Genomic DNA, 25880 nt, shown 5'->3' on the forward strand with positions numbered 1-25880 from the left:
GAGCCGACATCCCGTCGCGATTGACGCCGAGACGGCGCCGAGATTTCCACTTGTTGGAAACTGACACCTGGCTTACAATTCTGTAAGGCAGAACGTCGTTCCCTTGGATGGAAAGCTAAGCCCGGATAGCATCCGGGTCAACGCGCGATCGCGTAATTCCGACCAAAGTTGAATGCCAGCGACATCATTCGCTATCACCGACAGGAAGGTTCACATGGCACAGGATCGCGTCGAGGCGGTCGAACGGGCCCTCTCGGTCCTGGAGGTCTTCGATACTCCTCAGGATAGTTTCAGTCTGGCAGAACTGGCCGACGCCACCGGCTTCTACAAGAGCACCCTGCTCAGGCTTCTGGCCTCGCTGGAACGCTTCGACTACACCCAGCGTGGAGAGGATGGCCGCTGGCGCATTGGCGGTGCTCCGGTGCGCCTCGCCCGTCGCCACGCCCCCAGTCGCGATCTCGCGGCACTGATCCAGCCGCTGCTCGACGGCCTGGCGCGACAACTCGGCGACACCGCCAGCCTGCTCGAGGTGACCGCCGGCGTGGTTCACTGTCGCCTGGCCGCCCTGCCCGATCAGAGCCTGCGCCATGACCTTGTTCCCGGCAGCCAGTGGCCCCTTCGAGACACCGACGCTCCGGCGCCGGCCCTTGCGGGAGGCATCATGGTGTGTCGGCGGCTGCCGCTGGAAGGTCGCCACGAACTCTGGCTGGCCCTGTCCGGGCCCGAGGGACGGTTGGACACACACATCGCCGCGACACGGCTCGACGAGGCGGTGACACAGTTGATCGATCAGCGGGACACCCAAGGGAGGCGCGCATGACACTGCTGCTGGTGGAAGACGATCGGCTTCTGGCCGAGACCCTGGTCGATGCCCTCGGCATCGCAGGCCACGAGGTTGTGCATCTCGACAACGGCATCGACGCCCGCGACCGCCTCCAGGGAAATCACCGACTGGACATGGTACTTCTGGATCTGAACCTTCCTGGGCTCGGCGGCCTGGAGGTGCTGGAGGCGTTGAGGCGCCACGACAGCTCGACCCCGGTGCTGATTCTCACCGCTCGCGGCGCGGTAGAAGATCGCGTGCGAGGGCTCGACCTGGGTGCCGATGACTACCTGGCCAAGCCCTTCTCGCTGGAGGAGCTGGAGGCCCGGGTACGCGCCCTGATGCGTCGCCGCGCCCCCTCCGGCCTGATCACCGTTGGCGAACTCAGCTTCGATAGCCTGGCCCAGCGCTTCAGCCTGGGCGACGAGGCGTTGGCACTGCCTCCGCGAGAGCAGCGCCTGCTGGGGTGCCTGATGCGGCACGCCGGCCAGCCGGTGGACAAGGCTACCCTGGTGCGTGAAGCCTTCGGCGAGGAGGAACTCGGCGACAATGCCATCGAGGTCTACGTGCATCGTCTGCGCAAGCGCCTTCAGGGGCATCGAGTGAACCTGCGCACGGTGCGCGGTCTCGGCTACCTGCTGGAAGCACCATGAGCGGGGATTCACTGCATCGCCGACTGTTGACCTGGCTGCTGCTGCCGATGCTGATCGTCGGCTCGGTGGTGCTGTGGCGGGCCTGGCTGGACGCTCGCCAGACCGCCGACCGGGCCTTCGACCGGCTGCTCGACGCCGCCAGTCTGTCGATCGCCGAACAGGCCCAGTGGCAGGACGACCGACTATGGCTCGACCTGCCTCCGGCGGCCCTGGAAATGCTCGCCTCGCGCCACGACGAACGGGTGTTCTATACCTTGGTGGACGCTCGCGGTGAGCGGGTCACCGGCAACGCCGACCTGCCCGGTATCGAAGGCGCCGCCCAGGACGCGAGCGACGTCGTCTATGGCGACGTTGACTACCACGATATGCCTCTGCGCCTCGGGGTGCGCCGCTCTCGGCTTGAGGACTGGCGCCTGCGCGAGCCCTTCGAGATCCGGGTCGCCCACACGCGCGAGGGGCGCGACGCGCTCAGCGGCGAGCTGTTTCGCCAGAGCCTCGCCTACCTGCTGGCGGTGGCGGTGCTGTCGGTGGCCGCCCTGCTGATCGCCATTCGCCTGGCGCTGGCACCGCTGACACGACTGCGACGCCAGATACGCACCCGTGATCCGCGCACCCTGGCACCGCTGGAATTGCCGCTGCCGCGAGAGCTGGCCGAGCTGCGTGACACCGTCAACGAGCTGCTGGCACGGATGCGTCGGGTCAAGGCCAACCAGGAACGCTTTATCGGCGACGCCTCGCATCAGCTCCGAACTCCCCTGGCGGGACTTTCCGCCCGGGCCGAACTGGCCCTGCGCCAGGACGACCCCGCCACCTGGCGCTCGGCCCTGGGCGCCATGCAGACCACCAGCCAGAGCGCCTCGCGCCTGGCCATGCAACTGCTGTCACTGACCCGCCTGGACAATCCCGAGTTCCAGCCCGAACTGGCCCCCACCGATCTGGTTCAGGTCGCCCGTGAGGCGGTGATGGCCCATTGGCAACGCTGTCAGCGCGCCGGCGTCGACCTTGGTCTGGAGGCGCCAGAGGCACCGGTGCACGTGCAGGGGCTCGACTGGCAGCTGGGCGAGGCGCTGGCCAATCTGATCGACAACGCCTGCCACTACGGTGCCAGGCACATCACCGTCGAGGTCAGCGCCGACCCGATCGCTCTGGCGGTCGTCGATGACGGCCCAGGCATCCCCCACGAGCGTCGACTGCTGGTACTGCGCCCCTTCCACCGCGGTGAGCACACCAGCGAAGGCTCGGGTCTGGGCCTGGCCATCGTCGACGGCATCGCCCGCACCCACGGCGCTCGACTGAGCCTCGGTGACGCCCGGGAAGCACCACCGCCGGGCCTGCGAGTCAGCCTGCAATTCGGCGAAGGCGTCGACAAGGGATCGACGTCCGCCCCTTCACGGAGCCAGCCATGATATCCCGCACCCTTGCGCTGCCCCCCTGGATGACCGCCGTTGTCACGCTGGTGGCGTCGCTAGCGCTGTGGTCGCTTCTGCCTGATGAGTCCCTGGCGCAATCCATACCCGAGGCCGGGTCCGACTCCCCCCTCGAGGCATACCCGGGGAACGCCTCGCAGCAGCCAGCCTACGATGAGGTCACCTTCGAAGGGACAGGAGAGTCGTCAGATGCGCTGGTGATCCACGCAGCCCTGGATATCCCCTACGCCCTGCCGCTACTCGAGGACTTCCATCGTCGTCATCCGCGCTACACCATCACCTACCGCAACTTCTCGACGCTGGACGTGCATCAGCGCTTTCTCGACGCCCCCGCAGAGGCCGATGTGGTCATCTCGTCGGCCATGCCCTGGCAGTACCTGCTGGTCAACGAGGGTCACGCCCAGAGCATCGACACCGCCATCACCCAGCGCTGGCCGGACACGGCCAAGTGGCGTCAGGAGCTGTTTGCCTTTACCTTCGAACCCATCGTGATGGTGGTCAGCCGCCGCCTCGAGCAGCGCCTCGGCCCCGTCGACAGCCGCGCCGATCTGCTCGGCCTGCTGGCCGAGGCGCGCTCGCCGCTGCAAGGACGCCTGGTCACCTACGACCCCACCTCCAGCGGCGCCGGCTACACCTACGCCATCGAGGAGTCGCGCCTGTCCCCGCGCTACTGGGATCTGGTGGCGGCGCTGGGCAAGGCAGATACCGCCCTGGTGAATACCACCGGCGCCATGCTGGAAGGCCTCAGGCAGGGTCGCTACGACATCGCCTACAACGTGCTGGGCAGCTATGCCCGGGAAAGGATCGCCGATGACCCCGAGCTCAGGCTGGTGATTCCCGACGACTATGCCCTGGTCATTCGACGTCTGGCCTTCGTGCCTCGCCAGGCGCCGCACGCGGGGGCAGCGCGCCGCTTTGTCGACTACCTGCTGAGCGCCGACGGCCAAAGGGTCATCGCCGAGGCCGGCGAACTCGGCGCCCTGCACCCCCAGCTGGATGGCCCGGGCACCGCCACCGCCATGCGCCGCGACTACCCTGACGGCCTGAGGCCGATTCCTCTGAGCCCCGGCTTGCTGGCGACCCTCGATGAGTTGAAGCGCACCGCACTGCTCGCCCGCTGGCAGCGCGAATTTCACGATCAGCCGGTCGATACCCGGGCGATCGAGCAGTTCTCGCGGTGACGATGCGCCCTGCTATCGTTGCGCAGACACGACAAGGCCCGCCAGGCAAGCCTGGCGGGCCTTGGTCGATCACCTGCGATCGCACATCTTCGTTTCGACGTACCGATGCTTGTGGCCCCTGTTGGTGCCCCGGGTCAAGCTCCGGGCAGGTAGGTCAGAAGGACCGGCGCGGTGCCGCGCTTGAGCATGCCTAGCTCGCGGGCGGCACGCTTGGACAGGTCGATGACCCGTCCCTGGACGAAGGGGCCGCGGTCATTGATCTCGACCTCGACGCTCTGGCCGGTATCACGACGGGTGACCAGCACCTTGGTACCGAAGGGCAGACTGCGATGGGCGGCGGTCAGCGCCTGCTGGTCGAAGGACTCGCCGCTGGCGGTTCGACGCCCCTGGAAGCGATCGCTGTAGTAGGAAGCCTGGCCGCGCTGGGAAGCAACCTCTCCGTCGTCACGGGCCATTGCCGGCGCGCTCGCAAGCGACGCCATGGCCAGAACAACGGCGGCCGCCCAGGCGGCCATGGTCGATCGACCGGACAACATACGACGCAGAGAAATGGACAACATCATCTTCACCTCAGGTAACCCGCGAGACGCGGGGATTCAGAGCCTGGTGCGAAGTCTCCAGCGATGGCGCACGTTCAATCCGAAGAACGTTCTCGGGGTGACGGATGCTTGCCGTGCATCCACCCACGACTCCCCGCTTGCGCATGATCGAACCAGGCCAGTTGCTCGTGCAGCGATACCACGCTGCCGACGATGATCAAGGTGGGCGGTCGAATGATATCCCGATCATTCAACTTCGGCAAATTAGCCAAGTTGGATAGATGGACGCGCTGGCGCTGGGTAGTTCCCTGTTCGACCAGCGCCACCGGGGTGTCCGGGCTCAGTCCCTCGCCGATCAAGCCCTGGCTGATGTAGTCGAGACTGCCAAGCCCCATGTAGAACACCAGCGTCTGACCGGGGCTTGCCAGCGCCCGCCAGTCGAGTTCGCACCCCCCTTCCTTCAAGTGCCCGGTGATAAAGCGCACCGACTGGGCGTGATCACGATGGGTCAAAGGAATGCCGGCGTAGGCGCTGCAGCCGGAAGCCGCGGTGATGCCCGGTACCACTTCCACCTGAACGCCTTCGGCCACCAGGGTCTCAAGCTCCTCACCGCCACGACCGAAGATGAAAGGGTCGCCCCCCTTGAGCCTGACCACACGCTTGCCCTGACGGGCCCAGTCGACCAGCGAGCGATTGATGTCCTCCTGGGGCAGGCTGTGATCGGAGCGAGCCTTGCCGACGTAGTAGCGATCCGCCGATGCCGGCACCAGCGCCAGGATTTCCTCACTGACCAGTCGATCGTGCAGCACCACCTCGGCCTCGCACAGTCGCCGCCAGGCTCGCAGGGTCAGAAGCTCAGGATCGCCGGGACCGGCACCGACGAGACTCACGCTACCGGCCGGAAAGCCACTGTGGGCAGGCAACTGGGAAGGGCTCATGACGGTGGACTCCAGAGTGAACAACGAGCGATGACAACGGGCATCATTATGCCATGTCGGAATTAAACGTCCACTTCGTTATTACCAAAAACACACTTCATTGCTGCTGCAAGGCGTCGTCACCCCAAACCAGAACGCCGCCTTCCCCGACGGAGAAAGCGGCGCTCTGGCGGCTTTGGCAGGGTCAGTGGGGTGACTGTCTTACCCCTTGGCGCTCAGCGTCCGCCGCAGCCTCGGGCTGAGGGTTTCACCGAGACCGGTCATCACGACCAGGATCAGTGCCAGCCACAGCCAGTGAGCGGCGAAATCCACAGCGACGATGCCCAGCGCATCGACGAAGATCACCAGGATGCCCAGGGGACTGACGTAGCGCACCATGAACAGCCACAGGGCGTGTATGCCCGCCGGCAGATCCAGTTCATCGCGTACCGCCTCACTCTTGAGGAAGAAGCCGGCCAGCAGCGCCATGCCGAGTCCGCCCAGCGGCATCATCAGACGCGAGGTGAGGAAGTCGAGCCAGTCGAAGAAGTGCTTGCCGGCCAGTGTCCAGTCGGCACCGATATTGAACGACAGCATCGCCAGGGTGCTCATCAGCCACAGCACGATGCCGGTGCCCCAGGCGGCCGCCTTGCGGCTGATGCCCTTGTTGTCGTTGAGCCAGGACACCGTGGCCTCGACCATCGAGATCGAGGAGGTCAGCGCCGCCATCGACAGCATGATGAAGAACAGGATGCCAAACAGCGTGCCCATCGGCATCGCCTGGAACGCCAGCGGCAGGCTCATGAAGATCAGGCCGGGGCCGCTGTTGGGCTCCATGCCGTTGGCGAAGATCACCGGGAAGATCGCCAGCCCCGCCATCAGCGCCACCAGGGTATCGGCCACCGCGACTGTCAGGGTGGTACGACCGATGGAAGCACGTCTCGGCAGGTAGCTGCCGTAGGTGAGGATGGCCCCGGAGGCCAGTGACAAGGTAAAGAAGGCATGGCCCATGGCGGCCAGCATGCCTTCGCTGGACAGGCTGGAAGCCTTGAAGTCGAACAGGAAGTGGACGGCCTGACCGAAGCCACCGGAGAACATGCCGTAGACGATCATGATCAGCAGCATGATCACCATGCCCGGCATCATCCAGCCGACGCTCTTCTCGATGCCCTGCTGCACCCCCTTGCCAACGATCACCATGGTGGCCACGGTCACCAGGGTGCTCCAACCGCCGAGGCTGAAGGGGTTGGCATTGTTGGCGCCGAAGATGGCCGCCATGTCATCGACGCTGGAACCGACCAGTCCGCCGGAGATCATCTTCCACAGGTAGGCGAAGGACCAGCCGGCGACCACCACGTAGAAACTCAGGATCAAAAAGCCGCAGAGCATCGCCATCCAGCCGAACAGCGACCACAGCGAACTGCCTCCGGATTCCTTGACTACCCGGCGAATGGCGTCGATAGGGCTGCCCCGACCACGCCGCCCCAGGGCGATCTCGGTCATCATGATGGGCACACCGACCGACAGGATACAGACCAGGTAGACCAGCACGAAGGCGCCGCCGCCGTACTCTCCGGTCATGTACGGAAATTTCCAGATATTGCCCAGGCCCACAGCGGAGCCGGTCGCGGCCAGAACGAAGCCCCAGCGGCCTAGCCACTGGGTGCGAGAGGGTTCATTGGTTGTCATGACTCACCAGAGATCGCTTGCGCACTTTTGTTTGTCCACCATGGCGGTGGCGCCCTGAAAACAGCCTGAAACAGCACAGACCCAGGGCATCCAGCGCGCCATTGTGACGGATTTTGTTGTGATTGGGCAGGCCGACGACGCAAAGTCGCGGCCAAGGGCCTACCTGGCGAAGGATCCGCTGCCGCTCACCTGGCCGACAAGACGCCAGTGACGACAGCGGCTGTAGCCGACCGACGTTAGTCGGCGTCGAGGACACCGCGGCGAATCTGATCTTCCTCGATGGATTCGAACAGCGCCTTGAAGTTGCCCTCGCCGAAGCCGTCGTTACCCTTGCGCTGGATGATCTCGAAGAAGATCGGACCGATCACGGTCTCGGTGAAGATCTGCAGCAGCACCCCCTGATCCGGACCGCCATCGATCAGCAGGCTCAACTCACGCAGATCCTCGACCCGCTCTTCGTGGTTGGGCACTCGCACATTGACCTTCTCGTAGTAGGTGTCGGGGGTGGACAGGAAGCGAATGCCGTTGGCCTTCAGCGCGCGCACCGTGGCGTAGATGTCGTCGGTGGCCATGGCCAGGTGCTGGATGCCCTCGCCGTTGTACTCGCGGATAAACTCGGCGATCTGGGAGTTGTCGTCGGCGGACTCGTTGATCGGGATATGCATCTTGCCGCAGGGTGCGGTCATGGCGCGGGAATGAAGCCCGGTCTTCTTGCCCTCGATGTCGAAATAGCGATTCTCACGGAAGTTGGCGATACGGGTATAGAAGTCGGCCCAGGGATCCATCTGACCCCTCGCCACGTTGTGGGTCAGGTGATCCAGCACCTTGAGACCAACGCTGTTGTCCTGAGCCGAGGTGCCGGCGATGGGCTCGAAGTCGATGTCGTAGATGGTACGTCCCTGTTCGTCGACCCGATCATCGACGAAATACAGCAACGAACCACCAATGCCCTCCACCGCCGGAATGCCGACCTCGCCAGCACCGACAGGGTTATCGACCTGACGGGCGCCCTGATCGATGGCGTAGGACAGTGCCTGACGAGCATCCGCTACCTTCCACGCCATGGCGCAGGCGCCCGGACCGTGAATCTCGGCGAACTTGGCGGCGTGACTGCCGGGTTCCGCGTTGAGCACGAAGTTCACCCCCTCCTGCTGAAACAGGGTGACCCGCTTGGAGCGGTGGCGGCGCGTCTCGGTAAACCCCATGGCGAGAAACAGCTCGCGCAGGGCGTCGATGCCAGCCTGATCCGGGGCGCTGTATTCGACGAACTCGAAGCCATTGGTGCCGATGGGGTTGTGGGTATCGATGGGAGCGACTGCGGTCATGTGGGCCTCCGTCATTGTGATTGTCACTCCCCATCCTAGGCTCCTCGACACGCGCCCCCCATCCCCCCGGAGCGGCTTGAGGTGGTAGCGCACACGCCCCGGCATCGGCCAGCTGTAGCGCTGGCGTGACACCCCGTGTGCGCTCTTCACCCCAGGCGTCACGAAATCCTTACACGACGTCACGCTGGCATGACAGGCTGCCTATCGCTGGGACCTTTACAGCGTCAGCGTCACCAGCTGCCACGCCACCAGCAGCATGATCACGGCGATGATCCCGTCCACCCACTGCCATGCCCTCGGGCTCTTCAGCCGCGGTGCCAGGGCGCCGGCGGCGCTGACCAGACCGAAGAACCAGACAAAGGAAGCAATGGTCGCCCCCACGTAGAACCCCACCGGGCTCTCTTGCAGCGAACCGATGGCGCCCAGCATCACCAGGGTGTCCAGATAGACCTGGGGGTTGAGCAGCGTCACCGCCAGGGTCGCCAGCACCACCTGGGCAAGGCTGGCACTGGAGGCAGACGATGCAACGTCCATGCCCCTGGGCCGTCGAACCCGACCAATGGCCAGCCAGGCCTGCCAGGCAAGGAAGGCGGCGCCGCCGTAGCGCGCCAACAGCATGGCCCCTTCACTCTGGGCGATCAGGGCGCCGAGGCCCATCACCCCCAGGCCGATCAGCACGGCATCGCACAGGGCGCAGATCCCCGCCACCCACCAGACGTGTTGTCGCCTCAGTCCCTTGGACAACACAAAGGCGTTCTGCGCGCCGATGGCAATGATCAGTCCCGCTCCGGTGCCCACGCCCTGGATCAGTGAAAGCCACATGGTCTGTCCTTCCTCACGATGATTGTCGACGCTGCGCCGATGTTGGGCGCTGCTGGATGTGGCAGAGACTAGGGCAAGCTGGTAAATAAGAGAAATCACTTCTCCCACTACCTCATTACCATTTCTTATACTCAAGGAAATAGATAGACGCCCATGCTGGACTACAAACTGCTCGATGCACTGGCCGCCGTGCTGACCCACCAGGGCTTCGAGCGCGCGGCCCGTGCGCTGGGGCTGACCCAATCGGCGGTATCCCAGCGCATCAAGCTGCTGGAGGCTCGCCTGGGACAGCCGGTGCTGGTGAGGGGCTCCCCGCCGACACCGACCGAACTGGGTCAACGGCTGTTGAACCACGTGCAGCAGGTACAACTGCTGGAGGGCGAGTTGATCCAGGATGCACCGCAGCTGGCACTGGGCCACCGTCAGCTACGTATCGCCATCAATGCCGATAGCCTCGCCACCTGGTGGCCGGGCGCCATCGCCGGCTACCTCAAGCATCAGGCGATTACCCTGGATCTGGTCATCGAGGATCAGGAGGTCGGACTTGAACGCATGCGCCTGGGAGAAGTGGCTGCGTGCCTGTGCGCAAGCGACATGCCGGTCCAGGGCGCCAGGGTCATCGCCCTGGGCGTGATGCGCTACCGCGCACTGGCGAGTCCCGACTTCATGGCCCGACACTGCCCCCAGGGCGCGGACGCCGGTTCTCTGGCCCAGGCGCCGGCCATCATCTTCGGGCCCAACGATCAACTGCAACACCGCTTCATGGCGGCCCATGGCGTCAACGGCCCCTTCCCGCACCACCGCTGCGCCAGCGTCGAGGGATTTCTGCGCCTGGCCCACGCGGGCCTCGGCTTCGGGCTCATTCCCGAAATCCAGGCGTATCGGGAGCTCTCGACGGGGGAGCTTGAGGACGTGGTGCCGGGCTGGCATCTGGACGTACCGCTGTACTGGCACTACTGGCGCCACGGCGGCGAGCCGCTGGAGCGACTCGGCCGCCACCTGGCCGACCAGGCCGGACACCATCTGTTGCCACCTGCGGATTGACCGGGCCCGGCAAGGTACCCGCCCCGTCTCATGCAGCGATCAGCGTCGCGAGGTCGGGGCAGGCGGTAAAGTGTGCTTTCGAAGTGTGCCGTCAGTCACCCAGGCGTCGTGCCACGCTCTCGACCTTGTCTGCCATGCTCTGATCGCGGTCGGTCCGGGTACCGAGTTTCAAGGTGGTGGTGATGCGTGGCGCCCCCATCTCGTGCACCACCTCATGGCAGCGCTTGACCACCGCCATGACCTCGTCCCAGGGGCCTTCGATATTGGTGCCATAGGCGTGCATCTGGTGGCTGAGACCGGACGCCTGGATCTCCCGCTGGCAAGCGGCCACGTGGTCGGAGACCGAAACGCCCACACCCAGGGGGACCACGCAAAGATCGACGATAACGTGCATAACTTAAGCCTCCTTGATTCTGTGCCAACCCGCCCGCGTTCTTCGCTGGAAAGGCATGCCAGCTGAACTATGCTGTTTTGCAACAATAAAGATAGCCGAAGGTGATTCAGGCCCCTGCCGAGGTGGCGGTCCTGGCCTCACTTCGGAGCGGGCGACTCTCCTGCCCGCTTCTCGTTTCTTCGGACATGCCGCCTGCACAGACACCAGGAGGCCACATGACCAGCGACGCCCGCCCCCATCCCATCGCACTGCCGAACAATCGCCCTCGACGGATCATCGAGCAGTTGCTCGAGGGCTCGGGCATTCGCCTCAACGGACCTGAACCCCACGATATCCAAATCTATCATCCCGATCTGTTCGCCCGCATCCTGCACCAGGGCACGCTGGGGCTCGGGGAAGCCTACATGGATGGCTGGTGGGAGGCGCGGCGTATCGACCAGCTTGCCCATCGGCTGCTGCGCCACGGTCTGGGCCAACGCTCGCGTAGCGCCGCGAGCCACCTCTTCTATCGCCTGCAGGCGGGCTTCTTCAACCTCCAGAGTCGCGCCCGAGCCTATCAGGTCGGCGAGGCTCACTACGACCTCGGCAATGACCTGTTTCGGTATATGCTGGACGACACCATGTGCTACTCCTGTGGCTACTGGCGCCAGGCAACGACGCTGCATCAGGCCCAGCTCGCCAAGCTCGACCTGGTCTGTCGAAAGCTGGCGCTGCGCCCTGGCATGCACCTTCTCGACATCGGCTGCGGCTGGGGCAGCCTGGCCGAGCACGCCGCACGTCACTACGGCGTCAGCGTGACCGGTATCACCATTTCCCGGGAGCAGGTGGCACTGGCCAGGGAGCGCTGCCAGGGCTTGCCCGTCGATATCCAGTTGGCCGACTACCGCGACCTGCAAGGCCAGTACGACCGGATCGCCTCGATCGGCATGTTCGAACACGTAGGACAGCGCAACTACACGACCTTCTTTCGGACGGTGGCCGACCTGTTGCCGGATGACGGACTCTTCCTGCTGCATACCATTGGCTCCAATACTTCTCGCATCACCGCAGACCCCTGGATCCATCGCTACATCTTTCCCAACGGCGTGTTGCCGTCCGCCCGCCAGATCTGCCAGCACAGCGAGGAGACGTTGATGGTGGAAGACTGGCAGAACTTCGGCTCCGACTACGATCTCACCCTGCTGGCGTGGCTAGCCAACCTTGACGCCTGCTGGCATGACATTGCACGTCACTACAACACACGGCACTGCAATGAACGCACCTATCGGATGCTGCGCTACTACCTGGCGATCTGTGCCGGAGCCTTCAGAGCGCGCTACCTGCAACTGTGGCAGGTGGTATTCTCCAGGGGGCGAGAGCTTCGCTATGACGCACCCCGGTAGCCACGAGGTCGCCGGAAATGCGCGCGCTTTCGGTGAATCATGACGGGAACCTGCCTAGTCACTCTCGCTGCGGCATATCCTTGATCAAGCCCTCACGCCGATGTCTGCCGATCGATCAGCGACCGGCTTCACGGCCACAACGCCCGCCACCAGCGGCCCTGCGTAAACATTCAAGCCTTTCCTCCCTATGGCGTAATCCACAAATGCAGAGTTTTGTCTGATATTTCTTAGTCCCTTGGACTGATATACCCGCAATACCCTGCCTTTAAGATGGTGATGAAGGCCCGATACCTCGGGTTGACCCGCCATCCCGTGGCCAAGGACTGCCTGCTATGGAAGATCGTGACCCGCCGTCACCCTCCCCGACCTGCGACGAAAACGCGAGTCTTGTTTGCCTCAAGCGTGTCCCTGGGGTGCTGTTCACCCTGAAGCGAGACGCGCGCGGTCGCCTGCAGCTACCTGCAGTGACCGGTGAAGACCCGATGACGCCTCGCCTTGAGCCACTGCTGGCGATCAACGACGTGCGTCAGCGGCTCGGCGATCTGCTGGGTGACGCCTATGGCGAATTCATCCGGGCCATCGAGCACTCTGCCCACTGGCTGTCGCCGGTCTCCACGCGACTGCGCCTGCCGATCGGCGAACTCACCCCGCACTGGTACTCGCTGGAGGCCCTGCCGGAACGCTCCGAAGAGGGCATCCTGTGGCACGGCCTGCTGGTGGACATCGAGGATCAGGTCGCCGAAGAGCAACGTCTTCGCTACCTGTCCGGCACCGACGAACTCACCGGGCTGACCAACCGACGTTCGATGATGGGACACATCGACAAGATCGCCTCCATGTCCAACCGCCATGGCACGCCGCTATCGCTGTTGCTGATCGACCTGGACCACTTTGCCCTGATCAACGACACCTGGGGGCGCGGACTCGGTGATCGGGTGCTCTGTCAGATCGCCGCCCTGGCATCCAGCCAGTTGCGCCAGGAGGACATGCTGGCACGCATGGGCAGCGACGAATTCGCCCTGCTGCTGCCGATGACACCCGCTGGCAGAGCGCGCGAGCTGGCGGAACGCCTGCGCGAGAGCATCTCTCGTCAGGATTTCGGCATCGGTCGCCACAAGGTCACCGTCAGTATCGGCGTCTCCGACTTCGTTCGCGGCTTGAGCAGCGCGCAACTGATGCAGCAGGTCCACACCAACCTGATGGAAGCCAAGCAGCAGGGCCGCGATCGCGTGATCCAGCGCTGGCTGCCCCAGGGATCATCCTGACACCGCCACCTGAGCTGGCACGTCGTCGCTTCATGCCGGTGACTGTTTTGGGTACCCTTGCCCCCGATCCTGCCGCTGTCACAGGGCCCGCCATCAGGGAGCCAGCATGTCCACCACCATCGACCAGACCCTCGAGAACGTCTTCGGCCACCGCGACTTCAGGCCAGGACAGCGGGAGACCATCAACGCCATCGCAGAAGGCCGCAGCGCAGCGGCGATCTTCCCGACCGGCTCGGGCAAGTCGCTGTGCTATCAGCTACCGGCATTGCACCTGCCCTACCTCACCCTGGTGGTATCTCCTCTACTGGCGCTGATGCAGGACCAGCTGGCGACGCTGACCTCGCGCGGTATCGCCGCCGCCAGCATCGATTCGAGTCAGGATCGCGATCAGGCTCGGGAGGTCATGGCAGCGGCCCGCAACGGCCAGCTCAAGGTGCTGATGGTATCGGTCGAACGCCTGCGCAATGAACGCTTTCGCGCCTTTCTGCGCGACGTGCGGGTCTCCTTGATGGTGATCGACGAGGCCCACTGCCTGTCGGAATGGGGACATAATTTTCGCCCGGACTACCAGAAACTGCCCGACTATCGCCGGGAGTTCGGCATCGACCAGGTGCTGCTGCTGACCGCCACCGCCACGCCCAAGGTCATCGATGACATGCGTCGAGGCTTCGATATCGCGCCTGACGATGTCATCACCACCGGCTTCTACCGCGCAAATCTGGACCTTGCCGTCACCCCGCTGCCCGCCGACAACAGGGCTCGCCATCTGGCCAGTTGGCTGGCGCCAAGACTCGGCAACGGCGGCACCATCGTCTACGTCACCCTGCAGCAAAGCGCCGAACGCCTGGCGGCCTACCTCAAGGCCGCCGGGCTCGAGGTCGCCGCCTACCACGCAGGGCTCGACAGTGAGACCCGCCAGCGACTGCAGGCCGACTTCATGAGCGGACGCCTGCCCGGCATCGTCGCCACCATCGCCTTCGGCATGGGCATCGACAAGGCCGATATCCGCCAGGTGGTGCACTTCGACCTGCCCAAGTCCATCGAGAATTACAGCCAGGAGATCGGACGCGCCGGGCGCGACGGCAAGCCGTCGGAGTGCCTGATGCTGGCCGGACGTGAACACCTGCCAGTGCTCGAGAACTTTATCCATGGTGACGTTCCACCGCTGTCGGGCATCGAAGCGGTATTGACCGATCTGGCGGATGCCTCCGAGACCTGGGAGCTGTCACTCAACGCCCTGTCACGCCTCTCGGACATCCGCGAGCTGCCGCTGAAGACGCTGCTGGTCAAGCTGGAACTGGCCGGCGTGGTACGCGCCAGCCACAGCTACTTTGCCGAGTATCGCTTCAGCCTGGCGATCGAACCAGACGCCCTGCTCGCCCGCTTCCCCGGCGAGCGCGGCGCCTTTCTCGGCGCACTGCTCGATGCCTCGCACAAGGCCCGTACCTGGTATCGGCTGGACTTCGAACGCCTCGACCAGCTGGGCCAGCAACGCGGCCTCGACACCTCCCGCCCACGGGTGCTCAAAGCGCTCGACTACCTGGCGGAACAGGGGCTGATGCGCCTGGAAAGCAAGCAGATGACCGAGGTCTACCACAAACTCGCGGCCGTGGACCCCGGACGGCTGGCTCCCGAACTGCATCAGCAGTTCGTCGAGCGCGCGGGGGTCGAACTCGAGCGGCTCGACGCCATGCTGGCGCTGTTCGAGGCCGACGACTGCATCAGCGCGCGACTCGCCGACTGGTTCGGTGACCCCAACGCCCCCCGACGCTGTGGCCACTGTTCGGCCTGTCGCGGCGAGACCGCCATCCTGCCGCCCGCCCCGGCTCCGGCGCTCCCGGACAAGGGCGAACTGCGAACCTGGCTGACGGGCCTGGCCCAGGCACTGGAAAGTGTCGAGCCAGGCAAGCCGCTGGACCTGGAGCTTGCTACCCGCTTCCTGTGTGGCGTCATCAGCCCGCGCCTGAGTCAGGCCAAGGCGCGACGCCTGCCGGGATTCGCCAGCCAGGAAAGCGCCCGCTATACCGACGTCAGGCAGGCCCTCGCACCACTATTCGAAGGCTAGCCTTGCGACCGCGAGCTATTCGACCGCCAGCTATTCGACCGTGAGCAGTGGGCCTCGATGCCCCGTCGGTGCCTCGAGCCCCCTCAGTCTCACTTTCACTCTCACACTCACCGTCAGCCTTCGCTGCCGGTGATGCCATAGCGATTCAGCTTGTTGGCGATGGTGGTGTGGGATACGCCAAGGCGCCGCGCCAACTGGCGACTGGACGGATGCTGGGGGTACAGCGAGGCCAATACGCGCCGCTCGACCTCGCCCAGGATGTCGTTGAGCGAGCCGTCCAGGTCGATACCGGCAAGACCCGCCGGCGCCCCCGAGGCCGGCAGCCGCAGATGGGCCGGCTCGATGAGCCCGGTCTCGCACAGCGACACCGCCTGGAACAGCACGTTCTCGAGTTGCCGCACATTGCCGGGCCAGTGATAGCTGGCCATGCGCGCCAGTGCCGCGGGGGAAAGCGCAGGCAGCGCGCAGCCGATCTGGCGCGCGGCTCGGTCGACAAAGTGCCCGGCCAGGGCCTCGATGCCATCCAGGCAATCCCTCAGCGGCGGAACGCTCAACGACAGCACGTTGAGGCGATGATAGAGATCCTGACGAAACAGCCCCTGGCCGCACAGGGCCAGCAGATCCTGCTGGGTGGCACAGATCACCCGCACGTCCAGGTAGGTCTCGTCATCGGCGCCGACCCGGCGAAAGCCTCCGTCCTGCAGAAAGCGCAACAGCTTGGCCTGCAGCCGCGGACTCATCTCGCCGACCTCATCGAGGAAGATGGTGCCACCGGCGGTCAGCTCCAGCAGACCCAGCTTGCCCTCGGGGCGAGCGCCATCGAAGGCGCCCGGGGCATAGCCAAACAGTTCGGTCTCGGCCATGGACTCCGGCAGGCCGGCGCAGTTCAGCGCCATGAACGGCGCCTGGCCGCGCTGGCTGGCCAGGTGACAGGCCCGCGCCAGTACCTCCTTGCCGGTGCCGGTCTCGCCAAAGATCAACAGCGGCGCGTCCAACGGCGCCATGCGCCGCGCCTCGTGGATCAGGGAGGCGAGTCGGGGGCTGGCCGCGAACATCGCCTCGAAGCCGCGCATCTCCTGGCGCTGCACCTGATAGATACGCTCGCCGATGCGATCGGCGCTATGCAGCGTGACCACAGCACCGGCCAGCGAGGCCACGTCGTCGTGGTGTTCGCGATGCAGCGGCGCGATATCGGCCAGGTAGGTGGCGTCCTTGAGCCGGATCCTGAGGCCGTTGACCCGAGCATTGTTGCGACGAATCACTTCCGGCAGGTCGAGCTCCGGCAGGTAGCGATTCAGCGACAGCCCGGGCACCTCGTCGACGCGCACGCCGAGCAGCTGGCTCGCCGCCCGGTTGGCCGCCACCAGGTGCCCCTCCATGTCGATGGACATCACCGGGTCGGAGAGTGACGACAGCAGCGCCTCCAGCTCGAGCTGGTGGCGCTCGCTGGGCATCAGGCTGACCCGGCGCACCCCGAATACGCCGGACACCTGCTCGAGACTGGGCTTCAGCGTCGCCAGCTGGGCGTGCAACAGTTGCGGCACGTGCAGATAGATGGCGTTGCCGTGCTCTCCGCCCACCTCGCCCCGGGCCACGTTGACCCCATAGTCGGCCAGCAGGGCCACTATGTCGCGAAGGATGCCGACACGATTCTGGCAGTGAACTCTCAGGCGCATGAAGGGAATGGCTCCGCAAAAGGGTCACACCATCTGAAGTTTCCGTCAGGCTGGTCTGACTCGCATGTCAAGATTTCGTTACAGCCTATCGAAGACAGAGGAGCGCGTCCTGCATCTTTGGTCGATAGACACCATCTCGAGCACCAGCTGTAAAGATTACCTGACAGAAAAGGGCCGCCTTCTGGTGCCTATCCCCCCGATGCACGGCTGCGTGACGAAAGCCCCCATGCCTAGACTCGACTCAGTCTCGATACCACAACAGTCGACAATCGCCGGGAGACACCATGCACGCACCTTCTTCGTCCACCCCGTCCACCAAGGGCACCGCCTATCAGGCCCGTGAGCCGGATGCCGACGGCATCATCCATTGGAGCGAGGTCGAGAACCGAACCTGGCAGACGCTGATGGAACGCCAGCTGACGTTGATCGAAGGGCGCGTGTGCCAGCAGTATCTGGACGGCCTCGAGCGCCTCGGCCTGCCCAGCGATCGTATTCCGCAACTGGGCGACGTCGATCGGGTGCTACAGCAAGCCACCGGCTGGCAGACCGCCCAGGTACCGGCCCTGATCCCCTTCGACACCTTCTTTCAACTGCTGGCCAACCGTCGTTTTCCGGTCGCGACCTTCATCCGTACCCCCGAGGAGCTGGACTACCTCAAGGAACCGGACATCTTCCACGAGATCTTCGGCCACTGCCCGATGCTGACCAACGAGGCCTTCGCCGAGTTCACCGCCACCTACGGCCGCATCGGCCTCGCCGCCGAACCCAAGGACCGGGTCTACCTGGCCAGGCTCTACTGGATGACCGTGGAATTCGGCCTGGTGGACACCCCGCAAGGCCGGCGCATCTATGGCGGCGGTATCATCTCCTCGCCCAAGGAGACCCTGCACGCCCTGTCCGACACCCCTGCACATGCGCCCTTCGACGCCCTCGACGCCCTGCGCACCCCCTACCGCATCGACATCCTGCAGCCCCTTTACTACGTTCTGGACAGCCTCGACAGGCTTCAGGAACTGTCCCGGCGCGACCTGATGGCACTGGTCGAGGAAGCCAAGGCGCTGGGACTGTTCGAACCGCGCTTTCCGCCCAAGCCCAATTCAACGACCAAGCCCAAGCCAACGCCCGGCGAGACCGGCGAGAACGGCCCCATCGCCCATGACGGTGCCGACAACGACCGACGCAGCGAACACGCCTGAACATCCACATTCCCTCACCGACACCACCAGGAGACAGCATGAACGACACCACCCAGACCCTCACCGAGCAGTCCTGCGAAGCCTGCAGCTGGGACGCCCCCCACGCCACCGAGGACGAGATCGAACAGTGGCACGCGCAGATCCCCGAGTGGCGGATCGTCGAGCGCGATGGCATCATGCAACTGGAGCGGAGCTACAAGTTCCGCAACTTTCGGCAGGCCCTTGCCTTTACCAACAGCGTCGGCGAGATCGCCGAGGAAGCCGGCCATCACCCGGCCCTGTTGACCGAGTGGGGCAAGGTCACCGTGACCTGGTGGTCCCACGAGATGAAGGGCCTGCACAAGAACGATTTCATCCTAGCGGCCAGAACCGACGAGGTAGCAAGCTAAAATGTTCGAGAAGATTGAGCGGGTTCCCGGGGATGCCATCCTCGGGCTCATCGAGGCCTTCAAGAAGGACACAAATCCCCAGAAGGTCGATCTTGGCGTCGGCGTCTACCGCGATGCAAAGGGCAACACTCCGGTGATGCGTGCGGTCAAGGAGGCCGAAGCCCTGCTGCTCAACAACGAGACCACCAAGACCTACATCGGCTCACACGGCGCCGCCCAGTACGGTGCCGTGGTGCTGCCGATGGTGCTGGGCCAGGACTCCCCTGTGCTCGAGGCCGGCCGCGCCAGCGTCACCCAGTCCCCCGGCGGTACCGGCGCCCTGCGCCTGGCGGCGGACTTCGTCGCGACCCAACTGCCCGGCAAGGGCATCTGGGTCAGCGACCCGACCTGGCCGAACCACCACGGCATCTTCACCGCCGCCGGCATCGAACTGCACAAGTATCCCTACGTGGACGCCGACAACCGTCTCGACTTCGACGGCATGCTGGAAGCCCTCAAGCAGATCCCCCAGGGCGACGTGGTGGTGCTGCACGCCTGCTGCCACAACCCCACCGGCTTCGACCTGAACCACCAGCAGTGGCAACAGGTACTCGAAGTGATCCAGCAGCGCGACCTGCTGCCGCTGGTCGACTTCGCCTACCAGGGCTTCGCCGAGGGCCTCGACGAGGACGCCTACGCCGTTCGCCTGCTGGCCGAGAATCTCGAAAACGTGCTGATCACCAGCTCCTGCTCGAAGAACTTCGGCATCTACAACGAGCGTACCGGCGCCCTGATCGTGGTGGCGAAGAACAGCGAGGAGATGGAGAACGTCCGCTCGCAGATCGCCATCGTCGCCCGTGAGAACTACTCCAACCCGCCGGCCCACGGCGGCAGCATCGTGGCGGAGATCCTCAACTCGGCAGAACTCGCCGCGGTGTGGCGCGAGGAACTCACCGAAATGCGCGATCGCATCAACACCCTGCGTCGTGACTTCGTCGAGGCCTTGAAGCCCTACGGGCTGGACCAGAAGTACGCCCACATCGCCGAGCAGCGTGGCATGTTCTCCTACACCGGCCTGACGCCGGAACAGGTGGACCGCCTGCGCGACGAGTACGGCATCTACATGGTGCGCTCGGGCCGCGCCAACGTCGCCGGCTTCTCCCAGGAGAATCTGCCCTACCTGGCCAAGGCGGTGGCCGCCGTCAACGACTGACGCCGCCCTGCCAGCTGGCTCTGCCAGCCAGCAAACGACGCCCGGGCCTGCCCCGGGCGTTGTCGTATCCGGACGAACTTCCCGGCGCCACCGAGCGCAACCACCATTCCTGCAAGCCTGTTTCTGCAAGCCCTGGGCTCTGTCCGAAAAGTCGACGAGCGAAGGCAGGTTTCGCAAAAGCCCTAGGCGCAGTCCGAAAAGTCGACGAGCGAAGGTTAGACAAGGCAAAAATCGGTGAGAAAGCGCAGTTTACGGGGTGTAAATGAGCATTTTGATCCGATTTTTAACGCCGTATTACCGAGCGCAGGCACTTTTCAGACAAGCCCTAGCCCAGGCCATGCTTGGTGGCCCACACCGCTGCTTCCACCCGTGAGCGCAGGTCCAGCTTCTTGAACAGATGCTTGACGTGGACCTTGACGGTGCCCTCGGCGATATCGAGCTCACGGGCGATCATCTTGTTGGACAGGCCGCGAGCCAGGGTCCGCAGGATGTCCCTCTCTCGAGCGGTCAGGCACGACATGCCGTCGTCGCCCCCTGCCGGCAGCTCGCCCTTGACCACGCTGGCCAGCAGCGACGCCATCTGTGGCCCCAGCACCACCTGACCCTGGGCCGCCTCGCGAATCAGCCGCAGCACCTCCTCTGGGTCCATGTCCTTGAGCAGATAGCCATCGGCGCCTTCCTTGAGCGCGCGCACCACGTCGTCGTCGGAGTCGGACACGGTCAGGATCACGATACGGCTCTTGACCCGGGCGTCACGCATCCGCCGGAGCACCTCGATGCCGTCGATGGGCTGCATGTTGAGGTCGAGCAGAATCAGGTTGGGTTGCAGATCGACGGCCTTGCGCACCGCCTCGGCGCCATCCGAGGCTTCACCGACCACCACCAGACTAGGATCCATGTCCACCAGTTGACGCACCCCACGCCGGAACAGGGGGTGATCGTCCACGATCATCAATCGAAGCATGCTCATAGTGCTATCTCCAGAGTGGTTTCACCCGACCCGCTGCCGGGCAACACGTTCAGCAGGCCACGTCGTCGCGACCTCGCGCCCGTGAAAGCCCATCACTCGGACGCCACAGGTAACTGCGCCAACAGACGCGGCAGAAAGCGGACGGTCACCACGGTGCCGCAGGGCTTGATGCCCCTGACCGTGAGCTTTCCACTCAGGCTTCGTGCCCGCTCCTCCATGATCGCCATCCCGTGGGACATGGAAGGATCCGATTGCGGTCCGATGCCTACACCGTCGTCCGTGACCGAAAGTTGATAGTGCCCCGTGTCGTCGACGGCGAGGCTGATGGTGCAGTGCCGAGCACGTGCATGGCGGGCCACGTTGGACAGCGACTCTCGCACGATCTGCAGCACATGAATTTCCTCGTTGGGGGTCAGCGACAGCCCGCTCCACTGGCCTTTCAGGGTCAGCTCGAAGTCACCCCGTTTGGAGTACTCCAGCACCGTTTCCTCCAACGCCGCTTCCAGACCCGACTCATGGATGCGCAGACGAAAGGTGTTGAGCAGCTCCCTGAGCTGGCGGTAGGACGAATTGAGACCGTGCCGGAGTTCCGCGACCACCTGCGCCACCTGCTCGTGGCGTTGCTGATCGAGCTGCATCTGTAGACGGGTGACCTGGATCTTCAGGTAGGACAGCGACTGCGCCAGCGAGTCGTGAAGCTCTCGCGCAATCACCGCGCGCTCATCCATCAGCGCCAGCCGACGCTGTTCGTCGGCCTTCTCGGACAGCGACAAGGCCGCGGCAATCAGCCCGGCCACCGTCTCCACCAGCTCGATCTTCCACTGGGCAAGCATATGGCCGGGAGGCTGATGGACACGCAACTCGCCAAAATCCCGACCCGCTTCGCGCACCCTGACCGCATATTCATTGCCGTTGGCATACAGTCCGGCAGCCGCCTTGTCTGATATTTCACGGCCGCGCGATGGTTCCTGAACGAAAGCGCTTTCCGCGCCGGGGCGAGAGCTGAGTCTGACAATATCCTTGCCATTGCCTCCCATGGACAGGCGCAGCTCGAAGGGGCCTTCGTCGGTCACCGCCTCCAGCTGGCGCAGCACTTCCTCGAGCTCTTCCCGGGTCAGCGGAGTGACCCCATTGAGACGCCGCGCGGTCAGATAAAGCATACGCAACGCATCATTGCTGCGCTTCAGTTCATGGGTCTTCGCCGCGACACGCTTTTCCAGCTGACCGTACATTTCCGACAGGCTGGCATTCATCTTGTTGATTGTTCTGGATAACAAGCCTAACTCGTCGTTACCTCGGTAGATGGTTCTCCCCGAAAAGTCACCGACCATCACGCCATTTACAACGCGAATAAGGTCACGAAATGGCGGCATGACACCGCAGACTATTCGATAGACAACCATCACCATAAATATCACGAGAACGGCGAGTGATGCCCCCTGAAAAACCTCAAGAAATACGACCTTTGACTCGGCATATTCTTGAAGCCTTCCCACCAGAATATCGACCTTGTCGACGAACTCTGCGACCTTGTCATCCAGCCGAAAGACGTCACCACCTTCGAAATCCACCGTGTTGGGACGCAGGGTTTCGTGCCAGCACTCCACCACCCTGTCGTAGGCCTCTCTGAGCGGATCATCGGCGTCCACCGGAATCAGCGCGATGATCGCCCCCGCAGCCAGCGTGGCCTCCATCTGTTCGTGCTGCCAGCGTCGCCTGGGGTGATCCGCCGGCAGCAACTCCGACGTCGCCAGCAGTCGATAGGCCTGCATTCGCAGCGAGCCCGCCTGGTTGATGGCGTCGGCGTAACCTCCCGCGCTCTTTGCGATGACGATGGAGCCCAGCAGGCTGACCAGGGCCAGACAGGATATCGCCGCCATGGCGACCAGCATGCGCAGCATCAGTGATCGGCGCAGGTAAAAGGCGCCGTTCATCTACTACACCTTCCCTTTTTGACCCAGATCAAGGGTTTCATCATCTAGAATTTTCCGGAATGTCGCATCCATCTGAGAGGGCAGATAATACGTGACGAACACCTCAAAAACACCCGGATACCTCCATGGAGGTAATTAAGCAAAAGCGCTGGATATAGCACGCAATTCTCTTGACCACAATCAAGTGCCATACAGATACATTGTAGCAAGGTTTAGGGGCCGAACCGGCACCCCTAAAGAGGAAAGCACATGCTCCAACATGACACCGTACCCCGGCGTCAGCAGAACAGAGCGCTAGGCCTATCCACACTCGCCTTCACTCTCTGCTTCGCCGTCTGGACCCTGTTCTCGATTCTCGGTATCCAGATCAAGGAGGACTTCGCGCTCTCCGACACCCAACTTGGCCTGCTGATGGCCACTCCCGTGCTGACGGGTTCGATCAGCCGACTCTTTCTCGGTGTACTGACTGACCGCTTCGGGGGCCGCTGGGTCTTCGGTCTGCTCATGCTGGTCACCGCTACCTGTGTCTACCTGCTGACCTTCGCCAACAGCTACGTGATGCTGCTGGTCGGCGCACTGGGTATCGGCCTGGCCGGTGGCTCCTTCATCGTCGGCGTGGCCTACACCTCGGCCTGGTTCGAGAAGGAACGCCAGGGTACGGCGCTGGGCATCTTCGGGGCCGGTAACGTCGGTGCCGCCGTCACCAACTTCGGCGCGCCCTTCCTGCTGATGGCAATGGGCTGGAAAAGCACCGCCCTGGTCTACGCCACCATCATGGCGATCATGGGCGTGGCCTTTATCCTGCTGGCCAAGGAAGACCCCCAGAATCAGTCGCGCAATGCCGTGCGCCTGCCGCTGTCCGAGCAGTTCGCGCCCCTGGCCGACCTGCGCGTGTGGCGCTTCTCGCTCTACTACTTCTTCGTCTTCGGTGGCTTCGTCGCCCTCGCCCTTTGGCTGCCCCACTACCTGATCGAGGTCTACGGCCTGAGCCTCTCCGCGGCGGGTATCGTGGCGGCGCTGTACACCATCCCGGCCTCGCTGTTCCGTATTCTCGGCGGTTGGATGTCCGACCGCTACGGCGCACGTCGCGTGATGTACTGGACCTTCCTGGCCTCGGTCATCTGCACCTTCCTGCTGAGCTATCCGCCCACCCAGTACGTCGTCGATGGCGTCCGTGGTCCGGTCGAGTTCACCTTCGCCATGCCGCTGGTCGGCTTCATCCTGTTGACCATGGTGCTGGGCTTCTTCATGTCGCTGGGCAAGGCCGCCGTGTACAAGCACATCCCGGTCTACTATCCCAAGAGCGTCGGCCTGGTCGGTGGCGCCGTCGGCATGGTCGGTGGCCTGGGTGGCTTCTTCCTGCCGCTGACCTTCGGCATGCTCAACGATGTCATCGGCATCTGGCAGAGCTGCTTTATGCTGATGTTCGTCGTGGTTGCCGCCGCGCTCATGTGGATGCACTTCGCCATCCGCAAGGCCGAGCGTATCGAGGCCCGCGATCGCTGCGAGTCCACCGACCTGCCCGAGCTGTCCACCCCGAGCCGTTTCGTGCTCGAGGACTGGCGCCCCGAGGACGAGTCCTTCTGGCAGTCCACCGGTCGCAAGATCGCCACGCGTAACCTGTGGATCTCCATCCCCTGTCTGCTGCTGGCCTTCTGCATCTGGATGGTGTGGTCCATGGTCGTGGCCAAGCTGCCCCAGGTAGGCTTCGAGTACACCCCGAACCAGCTGTTCTGGCTGGCGGCCCTGCCGGGTCTTTCCGGTGCCACCCTGCGGATCTTCTACAGCTTTACCGTGCCGATCTTCGGCGGCCGTCGCTTCACCGCGATTTCCACCGCCTCGCTGCTGCTGCCTGCTCTGTGGATCGGCTTCGCCGTCCAGAATCCCGAAACGCCCTACCTGGTGATGGCGATCATCGCCCTGCTGTGTGGTTTCGGTGGCGGCAACTTTGCCTCCTCCATGGCCAACATCGCCTTCTTCTATCCCAAGCGTGAAAAGGGCAAGGCCCTGGCCATGAACGCCGGCCTCGGCAACCTCGGCGTGTCGGTGATGCAGTTCCTGGTGCCCGTGGTCATCTCCACCGGCAGCTTCGTGATGTTCACCGGCAGTGGCCAGCCGATGTCCGACACTGATCTTCTGTGGCTGCAGAACGCCGGCTTCGTGTGGGTGCCGTTCATCGCCATCGCCACCGTTGCCGCCTGGTTCGGCATGAACGACATCGCCAGCGCCAAGTCCTCCTTCAAGGAGCAGTCGGTCATCTTCAAGCGCAAGCACAACTGGCTGATGTGCATCCTGTATACCGGCACCTTTGGCAGCTTCATCGGCTTCTCCGCCGGCTTCCCGCTGTTGACCAAGACCCAGTTCCCGGCCATCGATGCCCTCCAGTACGCCTTCCTCGGCCCGTTCGTCGGCGCCCTGAGCCGTGCCTGGACCGGTGGACTGGCCGACCGCTTCGGTGGTGCCCGGGTCACCTTCTGGACCTTCCTGACCATGATCGGCGGCGTGATCGGCGTGTTGTTCTTCCTGATGAACAAGGACATGTCGATCGCCTTCTACGGCTTCTTCGCCTCCTTCATGCTGCTGTTCTTCGCCACCGGCGTCGGCAATGCCAGCACCTTCCAGATGATCCCGTCGATCTTCCGCAAGGAAGTGCCGCGGCTGATGCCGAACCTGACCGCCGCCGAGCAGCTGGTCCACGCCGAGCGCGAATCCGCTGCCACCATCGGCTTCACCTCGGCCATCGCCGCCTACGGCGCCTTCCTGATTCCGAAGTCCTTCGGTACCTCGATCTCGCTGACCGGTGGCGCCGAAGCGGCGCTGATCGGCTTCATCGTGTTCTACGTGTTCTGCACCGCCCTGACCTGGTTCTACTACAGCCGCAAGGGCGCGGAGATCGAACTGAACCTGGATGCGGGTCCCACCCGCAAGCCAAGCGCCGGTGCGGCTCAGACCCAGCACTGACGTTCCCGTCAAGACCGTGACATTCGAGTCCGCAAG

At 64.1% G+C, this 25880-nt stretch carries 21 protein-coding genes; 12 read left to right on the top strand and 9 right to left on the bottom strand.

The annotated features are described in order from the left end of the window. Positions 1-214 precede the first annotated feature (214 nt). The 4 genes from C9F12_RS10295 to C9F12_RS10310 are packed head-to-tail and all read left to right on the top strand — an operon-like array spanning position 215 to position 4084. Positions 215-820, top strand: a complete 606-nt coding sequence (locus C9F12_RS10295) for a helix-turn-helix domain-containing protein (RefSeq protein WP_045994008.1) — start codon at positions 215-217, stop codon at positions 818-820. Further along, a complete protein-coding gene (locus C9F12_RS10300) occupies positions 817-1476 on the top strand; it encodes a response regulator transcription factor (RefSeq protein WP_045994009.1) in 660 nt (219 codons plus the stop codon). Before C9F12_RS10295 ends, C9F12_RS10300 begins: the two co-directional genes overlap by 4 nt. After that, positions 1473-2882 (top strand): sensor histidine kinase, encoded by a 1410-nt coding sequence (locus C9F12_RS10305; RefSeq protein ID WP_108448811.1) that lies wholly within the window; start codon positions 1473-1475, stop codon positions 2880-2882. The genes C9F12_RS10300 and C9F12_RS10305 overlap by 4 nt, the downstream gene beginning before the upstream one ends. Then, entirely contained in the window at positions 2879-4084 is a 1206-nt protein-coding gene (locus C9F12_RS10310) for an ABC transporter substrate-binding protein (RefSeq protein WP_240184226.1), read from the top strand. Before C9F12_RS10305 ends, C9F12_RS10310 begins: the two co-directional genes overlap by 4 nt. A gap of 134 nt (positions 4085-4218) precedes the next feature. Here C9F12_RS10310 and C9F12_RS10315 read toward each other — a convergent pair whose 3' ends face one another. From C9F12_RS10315 to C9F12_RS10335, 5 genes are all read right to left on the bottom strand, one after another. Further along, entirely contained in the window at positions 4219-4566 is a 348-nt protein-coding gene (locus C9F12_RS10315; protein ID WP_108448868.1) for a septal ring lytic transglycosylase RlpA family protein, read from the bottom strand. A gap of 152 nt (positions 4567-4718) precedes the next feature. Further along, the gene (cobA, locus tag C9F12_RS10320) at positions 4719-5561 is read right to left on the bottom strand and encodes a uroporphyrinogen-III C-methyltransferase (protein ID WP_108448812.1); all 843 of its coding nucleotides are present in this window, start codon (positions 5559-5561) and stop codon (positions 4719-4721) included. Between the two features lie 201 nt (positions 5562-5762). Further along, on the bottom strand, positions 5763-7229 hold the full coding sequence (locus tag C9F12_RS10325; protein WP_108448813.1) for a sodium-dependent transporter: 1467 nt from the start codon (positions 7227-7229) through the stop codon (positions 5763-5765). 236 nt (positions 7230-7465) lie between these two features. Beyond that, a complete protein-coding gene (hppD, locus tag C9F12_RS10330) occupies positions 7466-8554 on the bottom strand; it encodes a 4-hydroxyphenylpyruvate dioxygenase (RefSeq protein ID WP_108448814.1) in 1089 nt (362 codons plus the stop codon). A 216-nt stretch (positions 8555-8770) separates the two neighbouring features. Then, entirely contained in the window at positions 8771-9376 is a 606-nt protein-coding gene (locus C9F12_RS10335; protein ID WP_108133064.1) for a LysE family transporter, read from the bottom strand. A 153-nt stretch (positions 9377-9529) separates the two neighbouring features. Here C9F12_RS10335 and C9F12_RS10340 point away from each other — a divergent pair, with 153 nt between their 5' ends. Then, the gene (locus C9F12_RS10340; RefSeq protein WP_045994014.1) at positions 9530-10420 is read left to right on the top strand and encodes a LysR family transcriptional regulator ArgP; all 891 of its coding nucleotides are present in this window, start codon (positions 9530-9532) and stop codon (positions 10418-10420) included. Positions 10421-10511: 91 nt separating this feature from the next. Here the strand turns inward: C9F12_RS10340 and C9F12_RS10345 are convergent, their stop codons facing one another. Then, a complete protein-coding gene (locus tag C9F12_RS10345; RefSeq protein ID WP_045994015.1) occupies positions 10512-10814 on the bottom strand; it encodes an MTH1187 family thiamine-binding protein in 303 nt (100 codons plus the stop codon). A 215-nt stretch (positions 10815-11029) separates the two neighbouring features. Here C9F12_RS10345 and cfa point away from each other — a divergent pair, with 215 nt between their 5' ends. The 3 genes from cfa (at position 11030) to C9F12_RS10360 (ending at position 15526) form a co-directional block, all read left to right on the top strand. Further along, the gene (cfa, locus tag C9F12_RS10350; RefSeq protein ID WP_108448815.1) at positions 11030-12196 is read left to right on the top strand and encodes a cyclopropane fatty acyl phospholipid synthase; all 1167 of its coding nucleotides are present in this window, start codon (positions 11030-11032) and stop codon (positions 12194-12196) included. A 332-nt stretch (positions 12197-12528) separates the two neighbouring features. Next, positions 12529-13461, top strand: coding sequence for a GGDEF domain-containing protein (locus tag C9F12_RS10355; RefSeq protein WP_108448816.1), 933 nt, complete (start codon positions 12529-12531; stop codon positions 13459-13461). A gap of 106 nt (positions 13462-13567) precedes the next feature. Beyond that, entirely contained in the window at positions 13568-15526 is a 1959-nt protein-coding gene (locus C9F12_RS10360; protein WP_108448817.1) for a RecQ family ATP-dependent DNA helicase, read from the top strand. Positions 15527-15639: 113 nt separating this feature from the next. Here the strand turns inward: C9F12_RS10360 and C9F12_RS10365 are convergent, their stop codons facing one another. Next, positions 15640-17202: a sigma-54-dependent transcriptional regulator gene (locus tag C9F12_RS10365; protein ID WP_045994019.1), complete on the bottom strand. Its 1563-nt coding sequence runs from the start codon at positions 17200-17202 to the stop codon at positions 15640-15642. A 284-nt stretch (positions 17203-17486) separates the two neighbouring features. On the opposite strand from C9F12_RS10365, the gene phhA reads away from it, so the two are divergent. The 3 genes from phhA to C9F12_RS10380 are packed head-to-tail and all read left to right on the top strand — an operon-like array spanning position 17487 to position 19979. Continuing rightward, positions 17487-18398, top strand: a complete 912-nt coding sequence (gene phhA / locus C9F12_RS10370) for a phenylalanine 4-monooxygenase (protein ID WP_108448818.1) — start codon at positions 17487-17489, stop codon at positions 18396-18398. A gap of 38 nt (positions 18399-18436) precedes the next feature. Continuing rightward, complete coding sequence (locus C9F12_RS10375; RefSeq protein ID WP_045994020.1) at positions 18437-18787, top strand: 4a-hydroxytetrahydrobiopterin dehydratase; 351 nt, start codon at positions 18437-18439, stop codon at positions 18785-18787. Position 18788: 1 nt separating this feature from the next. Continuing rightward, the gene (locus C9F12_RS10380; RefSeq protein ID WP_108448819.1) at positions 18789-19979 is read left to right on the top strand and encodes an amino acid aminotransferase; all 1191 of its coding nucleotides are present in this window, start codon (positions 18789-18791) and stop codon (positions 19977-19979) included. Between the two features lie 325 nt (positions 19980-20304). Here the strand turns inward: C9F12_RS10380 and narL are convergent, their stop codons facing one another. Then, positions 20305-20949 (bottom strand): two-component system response regulator NarL, encoded by a 645-nt coding sequence (gene narL / locus C9F12_RS10385; RefSeq protein ID WP_045994022.1) that lies wholly within the window; start codon positions 20947-20949, stop codon positions 20305-20307. Positions 20950-21041: 92 nt separating this feature from the next. Further along, positions 21042-22883, bottom strand: coding sequence for a histidine kinase (locus C9F12_RS10390; RefSeq protein WP_108448820.1), 1842 nt, complete (start codon positions 22881-22883; stop codon positions 21042-21044). 249 nt (positions 22884-23132) lie between these two features. On the opposite strand from C9F12_RS10390, the gene C9F12_RS10395 reads away from it, so the two are divergent. Then, complete coding sequence (locus C9F12_RS10395) at positions 23133-25844, top strand: MFS transporter (protein WP_108133053.1); 2712 nt, start codon at positions 23133-23135, stop codon at positions 25842-25844. Positions 25845-25880 lie beyond the last annotated feature (36 nt).

It is taken from the genome of Halomonas sp. BN3-1 (genome assembly GCF_003056325.1).
Lineage (GTDB): Bacteria > Pseudomonadota > Gammaproteobacteria > Pseudomonadales > Halomonadaceae > Halomonas > Halomonas litopenaei.

What these genes read in the sequence shown, in the direction of transcription:
- C9F12_RS10295 (WP_045994008.1), top strand. Translation starts at nt 215, where the DNA reads ATGGCACAGGATCGCGTCGAGGCGGTCGAACGGGCCCTCTCGGTCCTG.
- C9F12_RS10300 (WP_045994009.1), top strand. Translation starts at nt 817, where the DNA reads ATGACACTGCTGCTGGTGGAAGACGATCGGCTTCTGGCCGAGACCCTG.
- C9F12_RS10305 (WP_108448811.1), top strand. Translation starts at nt 1,473, where the DNA reads ATGAGCGGGGATTCACTGCATCGCCGACTGTTGACCTGGCTGCTGCTG.
- C9F12_RS10310 (WP_240184226.1), top strand. Translation starts at nt 2,879, where the DNA reads ATGATATCCCGCACCCTTGCGCTGCCCCCCTGGATGACCGCCGTTGTC.
- C9F12_RS10315 (WP_108448868.1), bottom strand. Translation starts at nt 4,566, where the DNA reads ATGGCGTCGCTTGCGAGCGCGCCGGCAATGGCCCGTGACGACGGAGAG.
- cobA (WP_108448812.1), bottom strand. Translation starts at nt 5,561, where the DNA reads ATGAGCCCTTCCCAGTTGCCTGCCCACAGTGGCTTTCCGGCCGGTAGC.
- C9F12_RS10325 (WP_108448813.1), bottom strand. Translation starts at nt 7,229, where the DNA reads ATGACAACCAATGAACCCTCTCGCACCCAGTGGCTAGGCCGCTGGGGC.
- hppD (WP_108448814.1), bottom strand. Translation starts at nt 8,554, where the DNA reads ATGACCGCAGTCGCTCCCATCGATACCCACAACCCCATCGGCACCAAT.
- C9F12_RS10335 (WP_108133064.1), bottom strand. Translation starts at nt 9,376, where the DNA reads ATGTGGCTTTCACTGATCCAGGGCGTGGGCACCGGAGCGGGACTGATC.
- C9F12_RS10340 (WP_045994014.1), top strand. Translation starts at nt 9,530, where the DNA reads ATGCTGGACTACAAACTGCTCGATGCACTGGCCGCCGTGCTGACCCAC.
- C9F12_RS10345 (WP_045994015.1), bottom strand. Translation starts at nt 10,814, where the DNA reads ATGCACGTTATCGTCGATCTTTGCGTGGTCCCCCTGGGTGTGGGCGTT.
- cfa (WP_108448815.1), top strand. Translation starts at nt 11,030, where the DNA reads ATGACCAGCGACGCCCGCCCCCATCCCATCGCACTGCCGAACAATCGC.
- C9F12_RS10355 (WP_108448816.1), top strand. Translation starts at nt 12,529, where the DNA reads ATGGAAGATCGTGACCCGCCGTCACCCTCCCCGACCTGCGACGAAAAC.
- C9F12_RS10360 (WP_108448817.1), top strand. Translation starts at nt 13,568, where the DNA reads ATGTCCACCACCATCGACCAGACCCTCGAGAACGTCTTCGGCCACCGC.
- C9F12_RS10365 (WP_045994019.1), bottom strand. Translation starts at nt 17,202, where the DNA reads ATGCGCCTGAGAGTTCACTGCCAGAATCGTGTCGGCATCCTTCGCGAC.
- phhA (WP_108448818.1), top strand. Translation starts at nt 17,487, where the DNA reads ATGCACGCACCTTCTTCGTCCACCCCGTCCACCAAGGGCACCGCCTAT.
- C9F12_RS10375 (WP_045994020.1), top strand. Translation starts at nt 18,437, where the DNA reads ATGAACGACACCACCCAGACCCTCACCGAGCAGTCCTGCGAAGCCTGC.
- C9F12_RS10380 (WP_108448819.1), top strand. Translation starts at nt 18,789, where the DNA reads ATGTTCGAGAAGATTGAGCGGGTTCCCGGGGATGCCATCCTCGGGCTC.
- narL (WP_045994022.1), bottom strand. Translation starts at nt 20,949, where the DNA reads ATGAGCATGCTTCGATTGATGATCGTGGACGATCACCCCCTGTTCCGG.
- C9F12_RS10390 (WP_108448820.1), bottom strand. Translation starts at nt 22,883, where the DNA reads ATGAACGGCGCCTTTTACCTGCGCCGATCACTGATGCTGCGCATGCTG.
- C9F12_RS10395 (WP_108133053.1), top strand. Translation starts at nt 23,133, where the DNA reads ATGCTCCAACATGACACCGTACCCCGGCGTCAGCAGAACAGAGCGCTA.